We start from the raw sequence: 24,621 nt of genomic DNA on the forward strand, positions 1-24,621 counted from the left end.
TCGACGCGCCGCAGTCATACCAGGGGGCCGCACTCGCGGTCTCACGCGAAGATGGACGGCCACCAGGCGACGGCGAGGGGATACCCGACGAACGACACGATGTCGATGACGACGTGCGCGACCACGAGGGGCATCGTGCGGCCCCAGCGCGTGTAGCACCAGCCGAACACCACGCCCATGATCGCGTTGCCGATGAAGGGCCCGAAGCCCTGGTACAGGTGGTAGCTGCCCCGCAGCACCGCGGCCCCGAGGATGATCGACCAGCGGCCCCAGCCGAGTTGCCTCAGGCGCGTGAAGAGGTAGCCGACGACGATGACCTCCTCCTGGAGGCCCGCCCGCAGCGCCGCGAGGATCAGCACCGGAACCGTCCACCAGTGCGTGGTGAGCGACGAGGCCTCCACCGTCACGGTGATCCCGAGCAGCCGGGTGAGGGCGAAGAACAGGATGCCCGGGATGCCGATCACCAGGAACAGCAGGCCCCCGCGCCCCAGATCGCCCCACGGGCGGGTCGCGTCGAGGCCGATCCGCCGGAAGCCGCTGCGCGTCGGCTGCCAGAGCAGGAAGATCGCCAGCGCCACTGCGAAGAGCGGGAACACGTTGCCGAGCACCTGGTAGAGGAAGTCGAAGAGTTCGCGGCTCGACTGCGACGGGTTGACCTGCGCGACCTGATCGGCGAGCGCCTGCGAGCGCGTGCTCTTGTCGATGATGTCGACGATCGAGTAGATCGCCGACTGGCCCAGGGAGAGTCCCAGGACGATCGCGATCTCCCACCACAGCCGGGCCCGTCCGGTGCGCTCGACGGGCACCTCGCCGGCCCAGGTCGGTTCACTGCTCATATGTGCATCCTGCCAGTCGCCGGCCGTGGGGGTGTACGGGTGTCTGGGAGCGTCTGAACGACCTCGAATCCAGTGGAAGCGCTTGAAATGCTGCGCAGGACGACGCATTCCGGGCGTTTTCGAGCATAGTGCGCAACAATCCGCCGACTGAGTTACCACTGTGTAACGTTTCCGGGCCTCATTTTGCATTGGCGGCGTGCGCTACCTAGGGTCATTCTTATCGAGCGCGGACCGGGCACTCTCGCATGCCTGTGCCGCGCACACTTCGCACAGGAGGAACATTGCACACCAAGGGAAGAAAGGTCAGGTTCGCGGTCAGCGCGGTCGCCATCGCCGGCGTCGCTGCGCTCGCCCTCTCCGCCTGCACCACGTCCGGCAGCACGGGCGGCTCGTCCGCTGCCAAGGGCGGCACCGTGACGGTCGCTGTCGTGAACGACTTGACCTCGCTCAACTCGCAGACCCCCCAGGGCAACCTGGACACCAACGGCCAGGTCGGCTACCTCGACGGCTCGTACGGATCCGGTTTCCAGTACATCGACGACAACTACAAGATCGTCCACGACAACTCGTACGGCACGTTCGAGAAGACCTCGGACGACCCGCTCACGGTCAAGTACACCCTCCCCAAGGACGCCAAGTGGTCCGACGGCGAGCCGGTGACCGCCGATGACATGGTCCTCGGCTGGGCCATGCAGTCCGGTTACTACGACTCGGCGACGCTCGACCCCAACAGCGGCGAGGTCACGGCCGGGACCCAGTACTTCACCCCCGCCGCCGGCACCGCCGGCATCGACCAGACGTCGTACCCGACCGTGGGCGACGACAACCGGTCGATCACCCTCAAGTACGCGAAGCCCTTCGTGGACTGGGAGCTCTTCAACCCGATCGCGCAGCCCGCGCACATCGTGGCCAAGAAGGCGGGCCTCTCGTCGGCCGCCGACCTGACGAAGCTCCTCAAGGGCCTGCCGAAGGGCGACCCGGCCAGCCCGGCCGCGCCCGACGCGACGCTGAAGAAGGCCGCGGACTTCGTGAACACCGGCTACGACATCACCGCGTTCCCGACCGACAAGGACCTCCTGGTCTCGTCCGGTCCGTTCGTCGTCTCCAGCTGGACCCCCGGTCAGTCGATCACGATGACCAAGAACAAGTACTACTGGGGCGACAACAAGGGCAACGTCGACAAGATCGTCTTCCGCATCATCCCGGACGCGAACGCCCAGGTCACCGCTCTCCAGAACGGTGAGGTCGACATCATCAACCCGCAGGCCTCGGCCGACACCCTCACCGCGCTGAAGAACACCAGCGCGAAGGTGCTGACCGGCGACCAGGCGTCGTACGACCACCTCGACCTGAACTTCGGCTCGCCGACGTTCTCCGACCCGAAGGTCCGTGAGGCGTTCCTCAAGACGATCCCGCGTCAGCAGATCCTCGACTCGATCGTGACCCCGGTGAACCCGAAGGCCAAGGTCCTCAACTCGCAGATCTGGCTGCCGAACCAGTCGCAGTACGCGGACGCTGAGAAGAACAACGGCTCCAGCGCGTACGACAAGGTCGACATCGACGGCGCCAAGGCGCTGCTCGCCGGCGCGACCCCGACGGTCCGCATCCTGTACAACACGAACAACCCGAACCGTGTCGACGAGTTCCAGGCCATCCAGGCGTCCGCCGCGAAGGCCGGATTCAAGATCGTCGACGCCGGCTCGCCGGACTGGAGCACGCTCCTCCCGGGCGGCGACTACGATGCTTCGCTCTTCGGCTGGATCAGCCCGGGTGCAGGCACGTCGCAGATCCCGCAGCTGTTCACCACCGGTGGCGGCGGTAACTACAACCGTTACAACGCGATGAACGACGTGGCCGTCCAGACCCAGACCACCCTGGACAAGGACGAGCTCACCAAGCTCGAGCTGAAGATCGACACGGCGACGTTCAAGGACGGCTACGGCCTGCCCCTGTTCCAGCTGCCCGGCGTCTTCGGCGTCAACGCTCGCGTCGACGGCGTGAAGTTCATGGGCAACCAGACCGGTCCGTTCTGGAACTTCTGGGAGTGGTCGGTCAAGTCCTCCTCGAAGTAACACCATTGGCAGAGAGAGTGCCCGGGTGAACCCCGGGCACTCTCCTGCGGCGGGGCGTCGGCTTCCGGGTCGGCGCCCCGTATCATGTAGTCGGTGGACGCGATCCGTCCCCCCTTCGTAAACGCGCTTAGGCGAGCTGGGCCCGCCGCCACCCCGTCGGGCGCGTCCTGTCAGTAAAGGTTCTCAACCTATGGCGAGTTTCATCCTGAGACGACTATTGGTCTCGGTGCTCATCATCATCGCCGCCTCGTTCCTGATGTACATGCTGGTGGCATACAGTGTCGACCCGCTCCAGGACCTCCGAAGCAGCAATTCCCCCAACAAGACCCAGCTCATCGCGGCGCGTGTCCAGCTCCTGCAGCTCGACGTCGTCCCGCCGCTGCGCTGGCTGCTCTGGCTGGGCGGGGCCGCGAAGTGCCTCATCCCGTTCGCCAACCAGTGCGACCTCGGTGCCACGATCTCGAACGCGAAGGTCGTCGACATCCTGCCGCAGGCACTCGGTTCGACGATCCAGCTCGTGACCGTCGCTCTCATCCTGGCGATCCTCCTCGGCGTGACGATCGGTATCGTCACGGCCCTTCGGCAGTACAGCGGACTCGACAACGTCGTCACGTTCCTCAGCTTCTTCCTGTACTCCCTCCCGGCCTTCCTCGTCGCCGTGCTCCTCAAGGAGTTCGTCGCGATCGGCTTCAACAACTTCCTCGTGCATCCGGTGATCCCGTGGTGGGTGGCGGTGATCATCGGCATCGTCGCCGGGTTCATCTGGCAGTCGCTCATCGGCGGTGACCGGCGCAGGAGGCTGCTGACGTTCGTGATCTCCGGCGTCGCAACGGCAGGCGTGCTTCTGCTGATGTCGGCGTTCAACTGGTTCCTCGCGCCGGGCCTCGGGCCCGTGGTGATGATCCTGCTGGTCGCCGCGGTCGTGGTCGGCACGACCGCACTGATCTCGGGCTTGCAGAGCCGTCGCGCGCTGGTCTCGGCGTCCATCGCCGGTGCGATCTCGCTCGTCTGCTACTTCGCACTCCAGGGGCTGTTCTCGGTCTCCACGCCGGCGACGATCTTCATCCTCGCGGTGGTCGCCATCATCGTGAGCGTCGCGATCGGCTGGTTCGTGGGCGGCTACGACCGCGGCCAGAACATCCGCATCGCCGTGATCGTCACCATCGTGTCCGGGTTCCTGATCCTCGTCGACCGCTTCATGCAGGCGTGGCCGCAGTACTTCCAGGACACCAACGGGCGTCCGATCGCGACGGTCGGCTCGTCGACCCCGGGCCTCAGCGGTGACATGTGGGAGTCGGGTCTCGACACGTTCACGCACCTGCTGCTCCCGACGATCGCCCTGCTGCTGATCTCGTTCGCGTCGTACACCCGCTACTCGCGGGCCGGCATGCTCGAGGTCCTCAACCAGGACTTCATCCGCACCGCGCGCGCCAAGGGACTGCCGGAGCGCACGGTCATCGTGCGTCACGCCTTCCGCAACATGCTCATCCCGATCACCACCCTCGTGGCCTTCGATGTGGGCGCGCTCCTCGGTGGTGCGATCATCACCGAGAAGGTCTTCGCGATCCCCGGAATGGGCTCGATCTTCGCGGCGGGCCTGAGTCGTGGAGACCTCAACCCCGTGATGGCGTACTTCCTGGTGATCGCAGCCATGGCCATCCTGTTCAACTTCCTCGCGGACCTCGCATACGCCGCACTCGACCCGAGAGTGAGGGTCCGATAAATGTCTGCTCCTGAATCCCGCATCGCCGACGAGCTCGAGGCTCCGAGCAGCCCGCCCGTCAGCCAGGGCAAGCTGATCTGGAAGCGGTTCCTGTCCAACAAGGTCGCCGTCGGCAGCGCCATCCTGTTCATCCTGATCGTGATCTTCTCGATCTCCGCGATCGGCATCGGCCCGATCCATGGCTGGTGGAAGTACACCTACACCGAGCTGAACGAACAGGTCTCCCAGGGCAACCCCTCGGCGGAGCACCCGTTCGGTCAGGACCGCATCGGCAAGGACTACTTCGCGCTCACCATGCGCGGCGTGCAGAACTCCGTGCTCGTGATGGTCGTGCTCGGCCTCATCGCGAGCGTCGTGGGCGTCGTGGTCGGCGCGATCGCCGGATACTTCCGCGGCATCGTCGACGCGATCCTGATGCGCATCACCGATGTGTTCATCGTGATCCCGGCGCTGGTCATCGGCTCGGTCGTCGGTCACGCCTTCGGCGGTCTCGGCGCGTTCTTCCTCGCGCTGATGCTCGGCTTCTTCTCCTGGATGGGCATCGCCCGACTGGTCCGCGGCGAGTTCCTCTCGCTGCGCGAACGCGAGTTCGTCGAGGCCGCCCGTGTGGCCGGCGCGTCGGACATGCGGATCATCTTCAAGCACATCCTGCCGAACGCCATCGGCGTGGTCATCGTCTCGTCGACGCTGATCATGGCCTCCGCCATCCTGCTCGAGACGGCGCTGTCGTTCCTCGGCTACGGCATCAAGGCGCCCGACGTGTCGCTCGGCCTGCTGATCAGCTCGAACCAGTCGGCGTTCCAGACCCGGCCGTGGCTGTTCTGGTGGCCCGGTGCGTTCATCGTGACGCTGGCCCTGCTGGTCAACTTCGTCGGCGACGGCCTGCGCGACGCCTTCGACCCGCGCCACCGCCGGTTCAACCTCCGCAAGATGCGCGAGGAGGAGCCGGAGCCGGGCGAAGGCGGCGACGGCCAGTCGAAGACGGGCGCCGCCCTCGCGGAGGACGTGCTGTGACCACCAGCTTCGCCGCCGTGCTCCCGGCCTTCTCAGGCCAGGAGCAGGGCGGCGACCGCGCCGGCCGCCAGCAGCACGACGCCGACCAGCGTCGCGACGTGCCAGCGGCTCGTCACGGGCGTCTCGTCGGCGCGGCCGGGTTCGATCGCGCCCGAGGCCTGCTGCTCCGCCCAGCGGCGGCGCACGACCTCGGCGGCGGCGCCGGACTCGGTCGACAGCAGATCGCCGGGGCGGCGGACGCTCGCCTCGACGCTGGGCTTGCCGACGCGACCTCTGGTCTCCTCACGGGTGGCGCGCAACGTCCTGCTCGTGCCGGGAGCCGGCGCGGACCACACGGGGATCTTCTTCCCGGGCGTGTACAGGGTGAGCGCGTACTTCGTGTCGACGTGGATGAGCGCCTCCCACGGGATGCGGACGGTGCGCGTCACGTTGACGACGGTCAGCCCCTCGCGGTCGACGACGAAGAGCGGACGCCACAGCATCGCCCAGCCGATCAGCGCGAACAGCGCGCCCGGCACGATGTAGAGCAGTCGCGCGTCGTGGACGCTCAGCAGCAGTCCGACGGTCAGGACGGCGGCAGCCGCCCAGATCAGGACGGCAAGGACCCGGTTGAACCGGGAGACGAAAACCTCGCGGTCGGGGGAGGGGACGTAGGGCATGGATCCATGCTCTCATCCCGCCCACAAGGCATCCCGACGCCGACCGCCCCCGAAAGGAACCTCGAATCATGACCGACACCACCACCGGTCAGGCCGGCGTCGTGACCGACGCCCCCGTCCTGGAGGTCACCGACCTCTCCGTCGACTTCGGCGTCGACGGCGTGTGGGTCCCTGCGGCCAAGAAGCTCAACTACTCGATCAAGGCGGGCGAGGTGCTCGCGATCGTGGGCGAGTCCGGCTCCGGCAAGAGCGCGAGCTCGATGGCGATCCTCGACCTCCTGCCGAAGAACTCGCGCATCCGCGGCTCGATCAAGCTGGAGGGCCGCGAGCTCACCGGCCTCTCCCAGCCGCAGATGAGGCGGGTGCGCGGCAACCAGGTCGCCGTGATCTTCCAGGAGCCGATGACCGCGCTCAACCCCGTGTACACGGTCGGCTTCCAGATCGTGGAGACGCTGCGCATCCACTACGGCATGTCGCCGCACGAGGCGAAGGAGCGCGCGCTCGAGCTGCTCGACATGGTCGAGCTGCCGGACCCCGTCAAGGCCTTCCACTCGTACCCGCACCAGCTCTCCGGCGGACAGCGTCAGCGCGCGATGATCGCCCAGTCGATCTCGTGCGACCCGAAGCTCCTCATCGCCGACGAGCCGACCACGGCCCTCGACGTCACGGTGCAGGCCGAGATCCTGGAGCTGCTGCGCAGCCTCCGTGACCGTCTCGACAGCGCCATCCTGCTGATCACTCACGACATGGGCGTCGTCGCCGACCTGGCCGACAACATCGTCGTGATGCGCAAGGGCGACATCGTCGAGGCGGGCACCGTGGAGGGCGTCTTCGCCGCTCCGCAGCACCCGTACACGATCGCCCTCCTCGATGCCGTGCCGCACCTCGGGCAGCGCGACGACGAGGAGATCGACACGACCGCCGCTCTCGCCGCCGGGACCGAGAACCCCGACGCCGCATTCGCCGAGCGCATCCGCGTCAACGAGCGCATCGCCGCCGCCGAGCACGAGAAGTCCGAGATGGACAAGCGCACGGTGGTCGTCGACTTCGAGAAGGTCTCGATCGAGTACCCGAAGCACGGCCGCGTGCCGGCGTTCCGCGCCGCGACCGACATCGACCTGACCATCCACGAGGGCGAGGTCGTCGGCCTGGTGGGCGAGTCTGGCTCCGGCAAGACCACGCTCGGCCGTGCGGCGATCGGCCTGCTGCCCATCCACTCGGGCAAGCTGGTCGTCGCCGGGCAGGACATCAGCACGGCGAAGCGCGACGAGATCCGCAAGCTGCACCGCAACGTCGGCATCGTCTTCCAGGACCCGTCGTCGTCGCTGAACCCGCGCCTGCAGATCGCCGACTCGATCGGCGAGCCGCTGCGCCTGGCCAAGGGCCTGAAGGGTGCCGACCTCGCCAAGGAGGTCGACCGCCTCCTCGACAGCGTCGAACTGCCGCGCGCCTACCGCAGCCGGTTCCCGCACGAGCTGTCGGGCGGCCAGAAGCAGCGCGTCGGCATCGCCCGCGCGCTGTCGCTGAAGCCGCAGGTGCTGATCGCCGACGAGCCCACCAGCGCGCTCGACGTGTCGGTGCAGGCCCGCGTCCTGGAGCTCATGCAGCAGCTCCAGAAGGAGATGAACTTCGCCTGCCTGTTCATCACCCACGACCTCGCCGTCATCGACGTGCTCGCCGACCGCATCGCCGTGATGCACCACGGCAGCCTGGTCGAGGTCGGCACGCGCGACGAGATCCTCCGCTACCCGAAGGAGGCGTACACGCAGCGCCTCCTCGCTGCGGTGCCCCTCCCGGACCCGGAGCAGCAGCGCGCCCGCCGCGCCCTGCGCCTCGAGCTCCTCGCCGCCGGCTCCGACGAGACCGTACCGGTCAACGAGGGCCTGCCGAAGGAGCCGGAGCCGCCGGTCGCGCAGGGTCTGTAACCTCCCGTCCACCGGATCGTCACCGAACGCCGCCCCGCCTGAGCGCGGAGGCGGCGTTCTGTGCTGTCCGATGGGGATAGAATGGACCGTTCCCCGAAAACCACCTGACGAGAGTCGAGCCTTCACGCATGTCCGAGAACGCCGTCGCCCACCGCGACGATCTGCGCAACGTCGCGATCGTGGCCCACGTCGACCACGGCAAGACCACGCTGGTCGATGCCATGCTGCGCCAGACGAACTCGTTCGGTGACCACGAGCACGTCGAAGAGCGTGCGATGGACTCCAACGAGCTGGAGCGTGAGAAGGGCATCACGATCCTCGCCAAGAACACGGCGATCTCGTACAAGGGCAAGCACGCCGCGAACGGTCCGATCACCATCAACGTGATCGACACCCCGGGCCACGCCGACTTCGGCGGCGAGGTCGAGCGCGGCCTGTCCATGGTCGACGGCGTCGTCCTGCTCGTCGACTCGAGCGAGGGCCCGCTGCCGCAGACCCGCTTCGTGCTGCGCAAGGCGCTCGAGGCCAAGCTCCCCGTCATCCTCGCGGTCAACAAGACCGACCGCAACGACGCCCGCATCGAGGAGGTCGTGAGCGAGAGCCAGGACCTGCTCCTCGGCCTCGCGAGCGACCTCGCCGACGACGTCCCCGACCTCGACCTCGACGCCATCCTCGACGTGCCCGTGGTGTACGCCTCGGGCCGCGCCGGCGCCGCGAGCCGCAACCAGCCCGCCAACGGCGAGCTGCCCGATAACGACGACCTCGAGCCGCTGTTCGAGGCGATCCTCGAGCACATCCCTGCTCCGAGCTACGACCCCGACGCGCCGCTGCAGGCCCACGTCACCAACCTCGACGCGTCGCCGTTCCTCGGCCGCCTCGCGCTGCTCCGCATCTTCAACGGCACCCTGAAGAAGGGCCAGACCGTCGCGTGGGTCCGTCACGACGGCGACGTGCACAACGTGCGCGTCACCGAGCTGATGATCACGAAGGCGCTCGACCGCTACCCGGCCGAGAGCGCAGGCCCGGGTGACATCGTCGCCGTCGCCGGCTTCGCCGACATCATGATCGGCGACACCCTCGCCGACCCCGACGACATCCGCCCCCTGCCGGCCATCCACGTCGACGAGCCCGCGATCTCCATGACCATCGGCACGAACACGTCGCCGCTGGTCGGCAAGATCAAGGGCCACAAGCTCACCGCCCGCATGGTGAAGGACCGCCTCGACCGCGAGCTGATCGGTAACGTGTCGCTCCGCGTGCTCGACATCGGCCGCCCCGACGCGTGGGAGGTGCAGGGACGCGGCGAGCTCGCGCTCGCCATCCTCGTCGAGCAGATGCGCCGCGAGGGCTACGAGCTCACCGTCGGCAAGCCGCAGGTGGTCACCAAGCGCGTCGACGGCAAGCTGCAGGAGCCGTACGAGCACCTCACGATCGACGCCCCCGAGGAGTACCTCGGCGCGATCACCCAGCTGCTCGCCGCCCGCAAGGGCCGCATGGAGAACATGGCGAACCACGGCACCGGCTGGGTCCGCATGGAGTTCATCGTCCCGTCGCGCGGCCTCATCGGCTTCCGCACCGAGTTCCTGACCACCACGCGCGGCACCGGCATCGCGAACGCGATCTCGCAGGGCTACGACGAGTGGGCCGGCCAGATCGTCACCCGCAGCAACGGCTCCATCGTGGCCGACCGCGCCGGCGTCGTTACCCCGTTCGCCATCATCGCCCTCCAGGAGCGCATGACGTTCTTCGTGAACCCCACCGAGGAGGTCTACGAGGGCATGGTCATCGGCGAGAACTCGCGCGCCGACGACATGGACGTGAACATCACCAAGGAGAAGAAGCTGACCAACATGCGTCAGTCGACGGCCGACAACTTCGAGTCGATGACGCCGTCGCGCCAGCTGACGCTCGAGGAGTGCCTGGAGTTCGCCCGCGAGGACGAGTGCGTGGAGGTGACCCCGGAGGCCGTGCGCATCCGCAAGGTCGAGCTCGACGCCACCGCTCGCGGCCGCGCCGCCGCCCGCCTCAAGCGCCAGGACGCCTGAGCCTCACCGCACCGTAACGGAGGAGATCCCGGCCCACGCGGCCGGGATCTCCTCCGTTTCCGTTAACGGCCCGGCGAGTCGTTCCGGAACTCCTCCGTTGCCTGCCTGGCTGCCGCGCGTCGGTAACGGAGGGGATGGAGGCGAGAAACCGCCCGGAGCGCAGGGAACGGAGGAGTTCGGCCTGGTTCGGGCCGCAATCTCCTCCGTTGGCCACGCGGCCGTCGCGGGCGAGCGCTACGCGAAGAGCCCGGCCCCCACATACGAGCCCTCTTTCGCGCCCGGCGGGACGGCGAAGATGCCGGAGCCGACGTGCTTCAGGTACTCGTTCATCAGGTCGCTGCGCGCCAGCCGCGACTGGATGGGGATGAACTGCTTGCGGGGATCCCGCTGGAACGCGATGAAGAACAGCCCGGCGTTGAGCCGCCCGAGGTCGTCGTTGCCGTCCACGAAGTTGTAGCCGCGGCGCAGCAGCTGCGCGCCGTCGTTCATGGTCGGGTGGGCGAGCCGCACGTGCGAGTCCGGGTCGATCTTCGTGCCGCCGTCGGGGGCGAGTGCCAGGAAGTTCGGATCGCTGAACTCCGTACCGCCGGAGAGCGGAGCCCCCTCGCCCTTGTCGCGGCCTATGATGCGCTCCTGCTCGCCGAGCTGCTGCCGGTCCCAGGTCTCGATGACCATGCGGATCTTGCGCGCGACGAGGTACGACCCGCCGGCCATCCACGAGGCGCCGTCCGAGCCGGACGCCCACACCTGGTCCTCGACGACGGTCTGGTCCTCCGACTTGATGTTCGCGGTGCCGTCCTTGAAGCCGAACAGGTTGCGGGAGGTGACCTGGCTGCGGGAGGTGGAGGAGGTGCGGCCGAACCCGAGCTGCGACCAGCGGATGGAGGCGCGGCCGAAGGCGATGCGCGACAGGTTGCGGATCGCGTGGACGGCGATCTGCGGGTCGTCGCTGCACGCCTGGATGCAGAGGTCGCCTCCGCTGATCGCGTCCAGCAGCGCGTCGCCGGGGAAGTGCGGGATGTCGACGAGGGCCGCGGGGCGCTTCGACGCGATCCCGAACCGGTCCTGCCCGTCCGCGGTGGTGAAGAGCGTCGGGCCGAAGCCGAAGGTGAGGGTGAGTCCGCCCGGGGGCAGGTCGAGCGCCTCGCCGGTGTCGTCCGGCGGCTGGTCGGCCGGGCCGGAGGCGGGGCCGTACTTGCCGGCGGGCTTGCCCTGGGTCATCCGCGCGGCCGCGACGGTCCAGTCGCGCAGCAGGTCGATCAGGCCGTCCCGGTCGAGTCCCGGGTTCACGTCGAAGGCGGCGAAGTGGAGGCGGTCCTGGACGGCCGTGGTGATGCCGGACTGGTGCTCGCCGTAGAAGGGATGCACGGCGGCCGCCGCCTGTGCGCCCGAGACGGCGCGGTCGACGGCGATCCCGGCGCCGAATCCGACCACCCCGGCGCCGACTCCGAGGCCGGCGAGGCCGAGCAGGCCCCGCCGGGACAGGCCGGAGCGCCCGGAGTCCTCCGCGGACTCCGGGCGCTCGGTGGGTGTCTCGTCGCTCACGCGCCTCCTACTTGACGAGGATCGACGTCAGCTGGCTGAGCGGCTCGCTGAGGGCGTTGACCTCGTCGGAGAGCTCCTTCACCTGCTCGGTGGTGAGCTGGGTGTAGCTGACGTAGCCGTCGCCCGCGGTGTACTGGGCCAGCAGCTTGTCGATCGCGGCGAACTCCGCATCGAGCTTCTTCGCAGTGCTCGTGCCGGTGCTGCCCTTCTCCATCAGGATGTCACGGACGGTTCCGTACGCGACCTCCGCGCCCTCCACGTTCGCTTTGAAGTCCCACAGGTCTGTGTGCGAGAAGGTCTCCTCCTCGCCGGTGATCTTGCTGCGCGAGACCTCCTCCATCAGGCCGCTGGCGCCGTTGGAGATCTGGTCGAGGGTGAGGCTGAAGTCCTTGGCGTACACCAGGTCGTAGAGCTTCTGGGTGTCGGCGACGAGCTGGTCGCCGAGCACCTTGCGTCCGGCGGCGTCGGACGGGGTGAAGCCGGCCGGGGCCCAGAGGTCCTTCTCGATGCGGTGCCAGCCGGTCCAGTCCTGGCCCTGCTCGAGGTCGGCCTCGCGGAGGTCGATGGCCGGGTCGATGTCGCCGAACTGCTCGGCGGTCGGCTCGATGCGCTCGTAGAACATGCGCGCGGCGGGGTACTGCGCCTGCGCGGCCGCGTCGTCGCCGCTCTCGTACGAGGCGGCGAACGCCTTCGTGGCGGTGAGGAGCTGGCCGGCCTGGTCCTTCACGTAGCTCGTGTAGTTGGTGACGGCCTGTGCGACCTGCTTGCTCTCGCTCGCGGACTTCGTGTCCGCGGCGCCCTTGGTCACCGTGAAGGCGGTGACGGAGGTCGGGCTGCCGACCATCCCCTTCTTGCAGGCGGTGAAGTAGTCGCCCTCGGCGAGCTGCACGACGTAGTTGACGGTCGTGCCGGGGCCGATGTTCTCCTTCTCGCCGGCGATCCGGAGCTTGTCCTGGGCGAGCACCTCGAACTCGTTGACGTCGGAGCCCTTGTTGGTCACCTGGAAGGTCACGGGGCCCGAGGGCGCTGTGGCGGTCGAGACGGTGCAGCTGTCGTCGTTCAGGGTCACCGAGACGGCCTCGGCCTCGGCGGTGGCCTTGTTCGGGACGCAGCCCGTCAGAGCGGCGGCGAGGGCGGCGGCGCCGGCGATGCTGCCGGCGATGACGCCGAGCGGACGGTATCGAGCCATGGGAGTGCTGTGCTTTCTCTCGGGGTGCGGGGAGGGAGGTGCTGGGGAGGTGCGGTGCTGCGGTGCGGTCCGTCGCCTCAGGAGGCGACGGGTGCGTTGCTCGTCGCACCGGGCGCCTCCGCTTTCGCGGGCTTGCGGTGCGCGGTGCGTTGGGCGCGCACGTAGAAGAACGAGACGACGATGATGTAGCCGAACCAGGCGATGACCTGCAACCACGTCGGCGACGGGTTGAAGTTGACCGCGCCGGCGAGCACCGTGCCGTACCAGCTCGACGCGGGGATCGCGGCGCTGATGTCGTAGGCGTGGATGCCGGCGCCGGGGATCACGCCGGCCTCCTGCAGGTCGCCGACGCCGTAGGCGAGCACGCCGCCGGCGACGAGGATGAGGAACGCGCCCGTCCAGGCGAAGAACGTCCCGAGGTTGATGCGGACCATGCCGCGGTAGAGCAGGAAGCCGAGCACGGCCGCGGTCAGGAGGCCGAGCAGGGCGCCCACGAAGGGCTGCCAGCCGCCGCCGACGCTGTCGACCGTCGCCCAGACGAAGAGGGCGGTCTCGATGCCCTCGCGGCCGACGCTGAGCATGGCCAGGATGACGACGCCCCAGCCCGCGCCGACGAGCACGGAGTCGAGCTTCTCGTGGAGGAGGGACTTCATCGAGCGGGCCGTCTTGCCCATCCAGAAGATCATCCAGGTCACGAAGGCGACGGCGACGACGGAGAGGCCGCCGCCGACGATCTCTTGCGCCTGGAAGCTCAGCCCGTACGGGCCCCACGTGAGCAGGGCGCCGATCCCGAGCGGCACGACGAGGGCGATGCCGACGCCGACCCAGAGCTTGGAGAGCACGTCCTTCCGGCCGACTTTCACGACGTAGGCGATGAGGATGGTGACGATCAGCGCCATCTCGAGGCCTTCGCGGAGGCCGATCAGGTAGTTCGCGAGCACAGAGGACCTTGCTGGGAGAGGGGGAGGAGGTTGGTAAGGCTAACCTTACCGAATCGAGAGTACGTCCTGCCCTCTCGATCTGTCCAGATAAGATGCGAGAATGCTCAGCCGGATCCTCAACGCCGTCCTGCTCGTGCTGGCCGGCATCCTGGTCGGGGCGGTGGGAACCGTGGCGCACTCGATCGACGTCACCTGGGGTGTGAGCATCCCCCTCGGTCTGATCGGCTCCCTGCTGGCGTTCACGCTCCTGCTGGTCGGCCTGCGCCTGCTCGCGACGACCCGCCTCCCCGCGATCCTCGCCGCGCTCGGCGCGATCGCGACCATCCTGCTCTTCACGCAGCAGAGCCCCGGCGGCTCCGTGCTCATCCCGAACACGCTGCCCGGCCAGATCTGGCTCGTGGCCCCGCTGCTCATCGCCGCCATCGTGATCGCGTGGCCCGACCTGCGTCGCCGCGACGCGCGCCCCGTGGTCGTCGCACCGGCACCCGCTCCGGTGCCGGCGACGGAATCCGTCACCCGCGTTTCGGAATAAGCTAGTCGAGTAGCTCTCGAGCTCTCGCGAAGGGAACAGAACCACCGTGACCTATGTCATCGCCCTCCCGTGCGTGGACGTCAAAGACCGCGCCTGCATCGACGAATGCCCGGTCGACTGCATCTACGAGGGTGAACGGTCGCTCTACATCCACCCCGATGAATGCGTGGACTGCGGCGCCTGCGAGCCGGTCTGCCCGGTCGAGGCCATCTACTACGAGGACGACCTCCCCGAGGAGTGGGCGGACTACTACAAGGCCAACGTCGAGTTCTTCGACGACATCGGCTCGCCGGGCGGCGCGGCCAAGGTCGGCGTGATCGCCAAGGACCACCCCGTCATCGCCGCCCTGCCGCCGCAGGCGCACTGACGTGGCGCTGAAGGAGCTCCCGGACTACCCCTGGGATCTGATGGCCCCGTTCGCCGCGCGCGCTCGCGAGCACGCAGACGGTGTCGTGGACCTCTCCATCGGCTCGCCGGTGGACGAGACGCCCGAGCTGATCCGCACGGCGCTGGCCGCGGCGACCGATGCGCACGCCTACCCGCAGACCGTCGGCACGCCGGCGCTGCGCGAGGCGATCGTCGCGTGGTTCGCCCGCCGCCGCGGGGTCACCGGCCTCACCGTCGACAACGTGCTGCCGACGATCGGCTCCAAAGAGCTGGTCGCGTTCCTGCCGTTCCTGCTCGGGCTGGGGGAGGGGGACGTCGTGGTTCACCCGCGCGCGGCCTACCCGACCTACGCGATCGGCGCGGCGATGGCCGGCGCGGAGGCCCTCGCCAGCGACGACCCGGCCGAGTGGCCCGAGAACACGCGCCTGATCTGGCTGAACAGCCCGGGCAACCCCGACGGGCGCGTGCTGTCGGTCGACGAGCTGCGCGCCGCGGTCGCCCGCGCCCGCGAACTGGGCGCCTACCTGGCGAGCGACGAGTGCTACGCCGAGCTCGGCTGGGACGCCCCCTGGGACGCTGACCGCATCCCGAGCGTCCTCGACCCGCGCGTGATCGGCGACGACCGCCGCAACATCCTCGCCGTGTACTCCCTGAGCAAGCAGTCGAACCTCGCCGGCTACCGCGCCGCATTCGTCGCGGGGTGCCGCACGGTCGTCGGGAGGCTGACCAACGTGCGCAAGCACGCCGGACTCATGCTGCCCTCGCCGCTGCAGGCCGCGATGGTCGCCGCGCTGGGTGACGACGAGCACGTCGCGCAGCAGCGCGAGCGCTACCGCGCGCGGCGCGAGCTGCTGCGTCCCGCCCTCGAGGCCGCCGGGTTCCGCATCGACCACAGCGAGGCCGGGCTCTACCTCTGGGCGACCGAGGGACGCGACGCCTGGGAGAGCATCGGCCGGCTGGCCGACCTCGGCATCCTGGCCGGCCCCGGCCACTTCTACGGCGACTCCTACCCCGAGCACGTGCGGCTCTCGCTCACGGCGACGGACGAGCGGATCGCCGCGGCGGCCTCTCGGCTGCGCGCTTTTGGAGACTCCCTCTAACGCGATGCGGTCCGCTTTGCGTGATGCGACAGTAGCCGTGCGGGTTCGTTAGGCTGTACCCGCACGAATGATTGCAGCGCTGCCACGATCGGCGCGCGTGGTTATGCCCGTACCCAAGACCTGGAGGCGTTGTGACTGGACTCGGCACCGAGAATGCACCGGCGGAGCGTGTCGGCTCCACCGATGGCGAGGCGGCCGTGGCCGAACTGCGCTACCCGGGCGGAGTCGCCGAGTTCCCCATCCTGCCGAGCACGGCGGGCGCCTCGAGCATCGACCTGTCGACCCTCACCAAGCAGACGGGCCTGACCAGCCTCGACTACGGGTTCGTCAACACCGCGGCGACGCGGTCGGCGATCACGTACATCGATGGCGACCAGGGCATCCTGCGCTACCGCGGCTACCCGATCGAGCAGATCGCCGAGAACTCGTCCTTCCTCGAGACGGCGTGGCTCCTCATCCACGGCGAGCTGCCGACGCCGACCGAGCTGGCCGACTTCGACGAGCGCATCCGCCGCCACACCCTCCTCCACGAGGATCTGCGCCGCTTCTTCAGCGCGCTCCCGCACGACGCGCACCCGATGTCGGTGCTGTCGAGCGCCGTCTCCGCGCTGTCGACCTTCTACCAGGACTCGCTCAGCGTCTCCGACCCCGAGCAGGTCGAGCTCTCCACCATCCGGCTGCTCGCGAAGCTCCCGGTGATCGCCGCCTACGCGCACAAGAAGAGCCTCGGCCAGGCGTTCCTCTACCCGGACAACTCGCTGAGCTTCGTCGACAACTTCCTGCGCCTCAACTTCGGCACGCTCGCCGAGCCGTACGAGGTCAACCCCGTGCTGTCGCGGGCGCTGGAGCGCCTCCTCATGCTGCACGAGGACCACGAGCAGAACGCCTCCACCTCGACCGTCCGCCTCGTCGGCTCGACGCAGGCCAACCTCTTCGCCTCGGTCTCGGCCGGCATCAACGCCCTCTACGGCCCGCTGCACGGCGGCGCCAACGAGGCCGTGCTCGACATGCTCGCGGGCATCCGCGACTCGGGCGAGAGCGTCCAGAAGTTCGTCGAGCGGGTGAAGAACAAGGAGTCCGGCGTCAAGCTCATGGGCTTCGGTCACCGCGTCTACAAGAACTTCGACCCGCGCGCCAAGCTCGTCAAGCAGTCGGCCGACGAGGTGCTCGCCGCTCTCGGCGTGCACGACCCGCTCCTCGACATCGCGAAGGAGCTGGAGGAGGTCGCCCTCGCCGACCAGTACTTCATCGACCGCAAGCTGTACCCGAACGTGGACTTCTACACCGGCGTGATCTACAAGGCCATGGGCTTCCCGACGCGGATGTTCACCGTGCTCTTCGCGATCGGCCGCCTCCCGGGCTGGATCGGTCACTGGCGCGAGATGAACCTCGACCCCGCCACCAAGATCGGCCGCCCGCAGCAGCTCTACACGGGCAGCCCCGAGCGCAACTGGCCGACCGGCCGCTGAGTCCCGCCCGGCGCTGAACGGGCGCGCGCCCGCGCGCTCTGTGGATGAGAGCGGCTCACTCGTCGCGACACGCCCTCGTGCGTGTGCCACGCGCCGTGAGAAGGGCGTGTTGCGACCGTTCAGGGGCCCGCGCACCGGGCGTGCGCCCGCGCGCTCAGTGGGATGACGGGCGCAGCGTCAGGGTCTGCGTGGCGGCCGCCGCGATGGCGGCACGGCTGAAGGCCCACGGGAGCGTCTTGTTGGCCGCCCAGAGGTCGGTCTGATCGGTGTAGTGCGGGTCGAACGCGTGCCCGGAGGCGCCGGCCAGATTGATCCAGCGGCTGCGGTCGAAGTCGGCCAGGTCGACGACCATCCGCATCGACGGGACGCGGTCGACCGCGTACCCGGCGGACGCGTCCCAGCCGTTCGCCTCGACGACGCTCGACCCGCCGCCGACCGTGTAGGGGCCGCGGTTGAGCAGCCACTCCACCGGCGCCACGCCCGATGTGCCGAGGCTGGCGTTCGTCAACGTGAGCGTGTGGATGCGGTCCCAGCGCCAGGTCGTGGCGTCAGCGCCCATCAGCGAGCGGGCCTCGGTCCACGCCTGATCCGCGGCACGCGCGACCATCGAGTCCCGGTCGCTCGTTCCCAGCTCGGCGTCGGCCCACCAGGGCGAGTCGGGCTGCGCGACGAGGTTCTGCACGACCGCGAACCAGCGGTCCCCGCCGGAGGGCTGCGCCGATGCCGGGAGCTTGCGGCCGAACGCGTCGTGCAGGAGGTTCTTCCAGAAGATGTTGAAGTAGGCCGCGGCGGCGCTGTCGGCGTCGTCGTGGAGGTCCCACCCGGCGAGCAGCGCGGCCCCGCGCGCCGCGCCGGAGGACGGATCGGCGGCGTCCCCGACGGCACGCAGCAGCGGGACGAGCGTGGCCGCGTTCGCGTCGTACGTGTCGCCCTGGATGGCCGCCAGCTGCGCCGCCGTGATCTTCTTCCCGCCGGCGACGAGGGCCTGCAGCCGCACGGCGATCTGGTTGGCGCGGTAGCCGTACTCCCAGTCGCGCGTGATCATGACGGGATAGTCGGGGCCGACGGCGGCGTTGTTGGCCGTCACGATGTAGCCGCTGGGAGGATCGAGCACCGACGGGAGCTGGTCGTACGGGACGGTGCCCACCCAGCCGTACTGGCTGGTCCAGCCCGGCACGGGGACCGTTCCGTCTCCGGCGGCCCGGATCGGCACCGCGCCCGGCGCCTGGTAGCCGATGTGACCGTCCACGTCGGCGTAGACGAGATTCTGCGACGGCACCTGGAAGTTCGCAGCCGCGGCGCGGAAGCTTGTCCAGTCGGTCGCCGTGTCGAACGCGAAGATCGCACCCGCGGTCGGGCCGGGTGTGAGCGCGGTCCATTGCAGGGACAGCTGGTATTGCTCCGCAGGCACACCGAGCTTGCCGGCCTGGTTCTTGGCGATCGCGGCGTAGTCGTCTCCCACGTCCGTGATGATCGGGCCGTGCCGGGTGGAGCGGACTGTGAGCGTGACGTCCTTGCCGCCGGCGACCGTGATGGTCTCGCGGCGGATGTCGAGCGGCACCTGTGCCCCGTCGTACTCGTACGTGTCGCCGGTCACCTTCTCGACGTACAGGTCGGCGACGTCCGGGCCGAGATTGGTGAAGCCCCACGAGATGCGGTCGTTGTGCCCGATGACGACGCCGGGGAACCCGGAGAATCCGAAGCCGCTCACGTCGAACGGGCACTCCGCGTTCACCGTCGCGCAGTGCAGCCCGACCTGGTACCAGACGGAGGGCAGGGAGGCGCCGAGGTGCGGGTCGTTGGCCAGCAGGGGTTTGCCGGTGGCGGTCAGGGCTCCGGAGACCACCCAGGAGTTGGACCCGATATCACTGCCGGCCGGACCCATCAGGCGGGGGAGCGATTCGAGGCTCGCCGACACCTGCTCGAGCTGCGCCCGGTAGTCGGCGGGAGGTGCGGCCGCGAGCGCCTGGGTGTCCGCCCCGCCTGCTCCCGCTGCTCCGGCACCCGCTGCGGTCGTGTTCGCCGCGTCCGGAGTCGTCCGCGCGGGGTCGCCCCCGCCGTCGGGCGTGATGGTCGGGTGGGCCGCGTAGTCGTAGCCCGGGTGGAGGTCCGCGATCTGCTCGGGGGTGAGCTTCGTGGCCAGCAGCGCGCGGTCCACCTCCTCCACGAGATTGGAGCGGAGGTCCCACGCCATCGCCTTCAGCCAGGCGATGGAGTCGGCGGGCGTCCATTTCTCGGGCTTGTAGCCCGGGTTCTGGAGGCCGAGGACGGCGTACTCGACGCTGAGCTCGGCGCCGGCGTGCGCGGCCAGGTAGGCGTTCACCCCGTCCGCATAGTCCTGGTAGTAGCGGAGCGCGGTCGGGTCGAGGAGCTTCACTTCCTGCTCCGCGACGCGGCGCCAGCCGAGGGTGCGGATGAACGTGTCCGTCGGCACCTGGCTCGCACCGAACATCTCCGAGAGCCGGCCCGCCGTGACGTGCCGGCGGAAGTCCATCTCCCAGAAGCGGTCCTGCGCGTGCACGAACCCCTGGGCGCGGAAGAGGTCGTCGGCCGTGGAGGCGACGATCTGCGGGATGCCCGCGCTGTCACGGTAGACCGTGACCGGCTTCTGGAGGCCGGGGACGTCGAGGGATCCGGAGGTCTGCGGGAAGGACCGGGTCACGGTCCAGAACCCGACGCCGCCGGCGATCGCCGCGACGACGAGGAGCACGGCCAGCACGCCGCCCACGGCGCGCAGCACCCGGTGGTGCCGCCGCAGTCTGGGGGTGTCGTCGCCCACGTCCCTCCTCGTGCTCGGTGTTTCCTTGGACCCTAACGCACGCCGGTGACGTGGCGGCAGCGGCTCAGCGGGCGGTGAGTGCGGCCCACGCCATCCGCTCCAGGACCGGCCGCGCCGCCGCCGGGGCGACCTGCGCCGAGCCGACGCGCGCCGAGTGCGGTGTCGAGTTGATGAGCCCGAACGTCGCCTGCACCCGGACGCGGAGCTCGTCCGGTGCGAGGGAGGGCTGGAGCCGGCCGAGCACGCGGGTCCACAGCTCGACGTAGCGGCGCTGGAGGCGGCGGACCTCGCGCCGGTCGTCGTCGGGGAGGGCGTCCAGGTCGCGGTCCTGCACGCGGATGGTGTCGGGCGCGCCGAGGGCGAAGTCGACGTGGAAGGCGATCAGGGCGCGGAGGGCGCTGGCCGCATCCCCGCTCTCCTCCTGCACGGTCGTGCCGCCGTCGAGCAGGCCCTGGCTCACGTCGACCAGCAGCGCGGCGAGCACCGCCTGCTTGGAGGGGAAGTGGCGGTAGACGGCGGGGCCGCTCACCCCGACCGCCGAGCCCAGGTCTTCGATCGAGACGCCGTTGTAGCCGCGTTCGGCGAACAGCCCGGCGGCGGCGTCGAGCAGGGCCGCTCGGCGATCGGCCTTGGCGCGGCTGCGCTGGGTGGGCCGACCGGGGGCGTCGAGATCGGTCATGCGGTCTCCCGAGAGGGTGGACATTTCGGTTAATGAACACTAACCTAAAACTGGGTTAGCGACCACTAACCGAATGTCGACGACGACAGGGAGCACGATGCCCGCCACCACCACCCAGCGCGAGCTGGTCGCCGAGCTGCGCGAGCGCCTCGCCGTCGCGGCGGCGGGCGGCCCCGAGCGTTCCCGCGAGCGCCACATCGCCCGGGGCAAGCTGCTCCCGCGCGACCGCATCGACACCCTCCTGGACGAGGGCAGCCCGTTCCTCGAGGTCGCGCCGCTGGCCGCGACGGGGATGTACGGCGACGAGAGCCCGGCCGCCGGCGTGATCGCCGGAATCGGCCTCGTCCACGGCCGGCACGTGATGGTCGTCTGCAACGACGCCACGGTCAAGGGCGGCACGTACTACCCGATGACGGTCAAGAAGCACCTGCGCGCGCAGGAGATCGCGCTCGAGAACCGCCTCCCGTGCATCTACCTCGTCGACTCGGGCGGAGCATTCCTGCCGATGCAGGACGACGTGTTCCCCGACCGCGACCACTTCGGCCGCATCTTCTACAACCAGGCCCGGCTGTCCGCGGCGAAGATCCCGCAGATCGCCGCCGTGCTCGGATCGTGCACCGCGGGCGGCGCCTACGTCCCGGCGATGAGCGACGAGACGGTGATCGTGCGCAACCAGGGCACGATCTTCCTCGGCGGCCCCCCGCTGGTGAAGGCGGCGATCGGCGAGATCGTGACGGCCGAAGAGCTGGGCGGCGGCGACCTCCACGCCCGCACCTCCGGCGTCGTCGACCACCTCGCCGAGAACGACGAGCACGCGCTCGCGATCGTCCGCGACATCGTCGCCACGCTGCCGCAGCCGGCGGCACCGGCCTGGGAGGTCGTGCCCGCAGAGGAGCCCGCCGTCGACCCCTCCGACCTCTATGACATCGTGCCGGTCGACGTCCAGGCGCCCTACGACGTGCACGAGGTGATCGACCGGATCGTGGACGCCGGGGGGCTGCACGAGTTCAAGCCCGAGTACGGCACGACGCTCGTCACCGGCTTCGCCCGCATCCACGGCCACCCGGTCGGCATCGTCGCCAACAACGGGGTGCTGTTCAGCGAGTCGGCGCTCAAGGGCGCGCACTTCATCGAGCTGTGCGACCAGCGCGGCATCCCGCTGCTGTTCCTGCAGAACATCTCCGGCTTCATGGTCGGCCGCGACTACGAGGCCGGCGGCATCGCCAAGAACGGCGCGAAGATGGTCACCGCCGTCGCCACCGCCCGCGTGCCCAAGCTCACCGTGGTGATCGGCGGCTCATTCGGCGCCGGCAACTACTCGATGTGCGGTCGCGCGTACTCGCCCCGCTTCCTCTGGATGTGGCCGGCCGCGCGCATCTCGGTGATGGGAGGGGCGCAGGCGGCGAGCGTGCTCGCGACCGTGAAGCGCGACCAGCTCGAAGGCGCCGGCGAGGAGTGGAGCGCCGACGACGAGGCCGCGTTCCGCGCCCCGATCGCCGAGCGCTACGAGGAGCAGGGCGATCCCTACTACTCGACCGCCCGGCTGTGGGACGACGGCGTGATCGACCCCGCCGAGACCCGCACCGTCCTGGGCCTCGCGCTCGACGTCTGCTCCCGCAGCCCGCTGCCCGACACGGCCTTCGGGCTCTTCCGGATGTGACCGCCATGACCGTCCCGTTCTCCTCCGTCCTCGTCGCCAACCGCGGCGAGATCGCCTGCCGCGTCATCCGCACCCTGCGCCGCCTCGGCATCCGCTCCATCGCGGTCTACAGCGACGCCGACCGGAACGCCCCGCATGTCACGCTCGCCGACGTCGCGGTGCGGCTGGGCCCGGCGCCCGCCCGCGAGAGCTACCTCGACGTCGATGCGATCGTCGCGGCCGCCACAGCGACGGGTGCGGGAGCCGTGCATCCCGGTTACGGGTTCCTCTCCGAGAACGCCGAGCTCGCCCAGGCCTGTGCCGCTGCCGGCGTCGTCTTCGTCGGCCCGGGTGTCCACGCGCTGGAGGTCATGGGCGACAAGATCGCCGCGAAGCGCGAGGTCGAGTTGCACGGCGTGACGACCATCCCGGGCATCGCGGAACCCGAGCTCGACGACGACGCCCTGATCGCCGCCGCCCGGCGGATCGGCTTCCCGGTGCTGGTCAAGCCGTCCGCGGGCGGCGGCGGCAAGGGGATGCAGGCCGTGCGCGACGCGGCCGACCTCCCCGAGGCGCTGCGCACCGCCCGGCGGGTCGCCGCCTCCGCCTTCGGCGACGACACCCTCTTCCTGGAGCGCCTCGTCGACGCGCCCCGCCACATCGAGGTGCAGGTGCTGGGCGACACGCACGGCACGGTGGTGCACCTCGGCGAGCGCGAGTGCTCGCTCCAGCGCCGCCACCAGAAGGTGATCGAGGAGGCGCCGTCGCCCCTCCTCGACGGCGAGACCCGGGCGCGGATCGGTGCGGCGGCGTGCCGCGTGGCCGAGAGCGTGGACTACGTCGGTGCCGGCACCGTGGAGTTCCTCGTCTCGGCGGAGGCGCCGGACGAGTTCTTCTTCATGGAGATGAACACGCGACTGCAGGTCGAGCACCCCGTCACCGAGCTGGTGACCGGCCTCGACCTGGTGGAGTGGCAGCTGCGCATCGCCGCGGGGGAGCCGCTCGGCTTCGCCCAGCGGGACGTGCGCCTGGACGGTCATGCCGTCGAGGCGCGGGTGTACGCCGAGGACCCCGACCGCGGCTTCCTCCCGGGCGGAGGACGCGTCCTCGCCCTGCGCGAGCCGGCCGGGGAGGGCGTGCGCGTCGACAGCGGGCTCGCCGCCGGGCTGGAGGTCGTCACCGAGTACGACCCGATGCTGTCGAAGGTCATCGCCTGGGGCGAGGACCGCTCCTCCGCTCTGGCCCGGCTCGACGCCGCCCTCGCCCGCACGAGCATCCTGGGTGCGACGAACAACGTCGGCTGGCTGCGCGACCTGCTCGCCGACCCGGAGGTCGTGGACGGGACGATGGACACCACGCTCATCGACCGCCGGCACTCCGAGCGCGAGCCGTCGGCGCCGTCCGTCTCCGAGATCGTGCTGGCCGCCCTGCTCGCGCACCGCGCGCGGGCGGACGCCTCCCCGCACGGCGCCGGCGACCTCTGGTCCGCGCCCTCGGGATGGCGGATGGCGGACAGCCGGCCGGTGTCGTACGACGTGGCCGGCACGACCGTCGCGGTCGCCGACGGCGGCGCACGCGTGCTGCTCGGCGACGCGGAGCACACCGCCGAGCTCTCCGTGCATCCGGGCGACGCCGGGGAGCCGGACCACGCCCTCCTCACCCTCGACGGCATCACCGCCGGATACGACATCGCGCAGGACGGCCCCACCCTCTGGCTCGCGAGCGGCGGACGCACCCGCGGCCTGCGGCTGCGCAGCAGGGAGGAGCGGCTGGCCGAGGCGCTCGCCGCGGTCGAGCGCGGCGACGCGGCCGCGCATCCCGAGCTGCGCTCGCCCATGCCCGGGACCGTCGTCGCCGTGCCGGTCGCCGACGGGGACACCGTGACGGCGGGCGACACCGTCGCCGTCGTGGAGGCCATGAAGATGGAGCACCGCCTCCTCGCCCCGATCTCGGGCATCGTCCGCGTGCAGGTCGCCCCCGGCGACCTCGTGCGGCTCGATCAGCTCGTCGCCCGCGTCGACGCGACACCATCGCCCGACGACGCGGAACCCCATGGACAGTCACCACGAGAGACAGGAACCCCATGA

18 protein-coding genes are annotated in these 24,621 nt (G+C 69.8%); 11 read left to right on the plus strand and 7 right to left on the minus strand.

Going from position 1 to position 24,621, the window contains the following annotated elements:
• Positions 1 to 41: 41 nt before the first annotated feature.
• A complete protein-coding gene (locus HNR14_RS16070; protein WP_179701836.1) occupies positions 42 to 836 on the minus strand; it encodes a CPBP family intramembrane glutamic endopeptidase in 795 nt (264 codons plus the stop codon).
• 281 nt (positions 837 to 1,117) lie between these two features.
• Between HNR14_RS16070 and HNR14_RS16075 the strand changes: the two genes are divergently transcribed.
• The 3 genes from HNR14_RS16075 to HNR14_RS16085 all read left to right on the plus strand — a co-directional run bounded on the left by HNR14_RS16075 (position 1,118) and on the right by HNR14_RS16085 (position 5,645).
• Positions 1,118 to 2,908 carry an ABC transporter family substrate-binding protein gene (locus HNR14_RS16075; protein ID WP_179701837.1) on the plus strand — a complete coding sequence of 597 codons (1,791 nt, stop codon included), beginning with the start codon at positions 1,118 to 1,120 and terminating at the stop codon, positions 2,906 to 2,908.
• A gap of 190 nt (positions 2,909 to 3,098) precedes the next feature.
• Positions 3,099 to 4,631 (plus strand): ABC transporter permease, encoded by a 1,533-nt coding sequence (locus tag HNR14_RS16080; protein ID WP_179701838.1) that lies wholly within the window; start codon positions 3,099 to 3,101, stop codon positions 4,629 to 4,631.
• Positions 4,632 to 5,645: an ABC transporter permease gene (locus HNR14_RS16085; RefSeq protein WP_179701839.1), complete on the plus strand. Its 1,014-nt coding sequence runs from the start codon at positions 4,632 to 4,634 to the stop codon at positions 5,643 to 5,645.
• A 32-nt stretch (positions 5,646 to 5,677) separates the two neighbouring features.
• Here HNR14_RS16085 and HNR14_RS16090 read toward each other — a convergent pair whose 3' ends face one another.
• Complete coding sequence (locus tag HNR14_RS16090; RefSeq protein ID WP_179701840.1) at positions 5,678 to 6,304, minus strand: PH domain-containing protein; 627 nt, start codon at positions 6,302 to 6,304, stop codon at positions 5,678 to 5,680.
• Between the two features lie 68 nt (positions 6,305 to 6,372).
• Between HNR14_RS16090 and HNR14_RS16095 the strand changes: the two genes are divergently transcribed.
• Positions 6,373 to 8,229 carry an ABC transporter ATP-binding protein gene (locus HNR14_RS16095; protein WP_179701841.1) on the plus strand — a complete coding sequence of 619 codons (1,857 nt, stop codon included), beginning with the start codon at positions 6,373 to 6,375 and terminating at the stop codon, positions 8,227 to 8,229.
• A gap of 128 nt (positions 8,230 to 8,357) precedes the next feature.
• Positions 8,358 to 10,274, plus strand: coding sequence for a translational GTPase TypA (typA, locus tag HNR14_RS16100; RefSeq protein WP_179701842.1), 1,917 nt, complete (start codon positions 8,358 to 8,360; stop codon positions 10,272 to 10,274).
• Between the two features lie 234 nt (positions 10,275 to 10,508).
• Here typA and efeB read toward each other — a convergent pair whose 3' ends face one another.
• From efeB to efeU, 3 genes are all read right to left on the minus strand, one after another.
• Positions 10,509 to 11,819, minus strand: coding sequence for an iron uptake transporter deferrochelatase/peroxidase subunit (efeB, locus tag HNR14_RS16105; protein WP_179701843.1), 1,311 nt, complete (start codon positions 11,817 to 11,819; stop codon positions 10,509 to 10,511).
• A gap of 7 nt (positions 11,820 to 11,826) precedes the next feature.
• Positions 11,827 to 13,008, minus strand: a complete 1,182-nt coding sequence (efeO, locus tag HNR14_RS16110) for an iron uptake system protein EfeO (protein WP_021762466.1) — start codon at positions 13,006 to 13,008, stop codon at positions 11,827 to 11,829.
• A gap of 77 nt (positions 13,009 to 13,085) precedes the next feature.
• Complete coding sequence (gene efeU, locus HNR14_RS16115) at positions 13,086 to 13,949, minus strand: iron uptake transporter permease EfeU (protein ID WP_179701844.1); 864 nt, start codon at positions 13,947 to 13,949, stop codon at positions 13,086 to 13,088.
• Positions 13,950 to 14,049: 100 nt separating this feature from the next.
• Between efeU and HNR14_RS16120 the strand changes: the two genes are divergently transcribed.
• The 4 genes from HNR14_RS16120 to HNR14_RS16135 all read left to right on the plus strand — a co-directional run bounded on the left by HNR14_RS16120 (position 14,050) and on the right by HNR14_RS16135 (position 17,437).
• Complete coding sequence (locus tag HNR14_RS16120; protein WP_179701845.1) at positions 14,050 to 14,481, plus strand: hypothetical protein; 432 nt, start codon at positions 14,050 to 14,052, stop codon at positions 14,479 to 14,481.
• 46 nt (positions 14,482 to 14,527) lie between these two features.
• The gene (fdxA, locus tag HNR14_RS16125) at positions 14,528 to 14,848 is read left to right on the plus strand and encodes a ferredoxin (protein ID WP_021762463.1); all 321 of its coding nucleotides are present in this window, start codon (positions 14,528 to 14,530) and stop codon (positions 14,846 to 14,848) included.
• Between the two features lies 1 nt (position 14,849).
• Positions 14,850 to 15,968 (plus strand): succinyldiaminopimelate transaminase, encoded by a 1,119-nt coding sequence (gene dapC, locus HNR14_RS16130; RefSeq protein ID WP_343064517.1) that lies wholly within the window; start codon positions 14,850 to 14,852, stop codon positions 15,966 to 15,968.
• Between the two features lie 197 nt (positions 15,969 to 16,165).
• Positions 16,166 to 17,437, plus strand: coding sequence for a citrate synthase (locus HNR14_RS16135; protein WP_179702708.1), 1,272 nt, complete (start codon positions 16,166 to 16,168; stop codon positions 17,435 to 17,437).
• A 154-nt stretch (positions 17,438 to 17,591) separates the two neighbouring features.
• On the opposite strand, the gene HNR14_RS16140 is transcribed toward HNR14_RS16135, so the two are convergent.
• Together HNR14_RS16140 and HNR14_RS16145 are read right to left on the minus strand one after the other, a co-directional pair.
• Positions 17,592 to 20,216: a penicillin acylase family protein gene (locus HNR14_RS16140; RefSeq protein WP_179701846.1), complete on the minus strand. Its 2,625-nt coding sequence runs from the start codon at positions 20,214 to 20,216 to the stop codon at positions 17,592 to 17,594.
• Between the two features lie 64 nt (positions 20,217 to 20,280).
• The gene (locus HNR14_RS16145; protein WP_179701847.1) at positions 20,281 to 20,895 is read right to left on the minus strand and encodes an SACE_7040 family transcriptional regulator; all 615 of its coding nucleotides are present in this window, start codon (positions 20,893 to 20,895) and stop codon (positions 20,281 to 20,283) included.
• Between the two features lie 73 nt (positions 20,896 to 20,968).
• Between HNR14_RS16145 and HNR14_RS16150 the strand changes: the two genes are divergently transcribed.
• Positions 20,969 to 22,555, plus strand: a complete 1,587-nt coding sequence (locus tag HNR14_RS16150) for a carboxyl transferase domain-containing protein (protein WP_179701848.1) — start codon at positions 20,969 to 20,971, stop codon at positions 22,553 to 22,555.
• A gap of 5 nt (positions 22,556 to 22,560) precedes the next feature.
• Complete coding sequence (locus HNR14_RS16155) at positions 22,561 to 24,621, plus strand: acetyl/propionyl/methylcrotonyl-CoA carboxylase subunit alpha (protein WP_179701849.1); 2,061 nt, start codon at positions 22,561 to 22,563, stop codon at positions 24,619 to 24,621.

It is taken from the genome of Leifsonia naganoensis (assembly GCF_013410615.1).
Classification (GTDB): Bacteria; Actinomycetota; Actinomycetes; order Actinomycetales; family Microbacteriaceae; genus Leifsonia; species Leifsonia aquatica.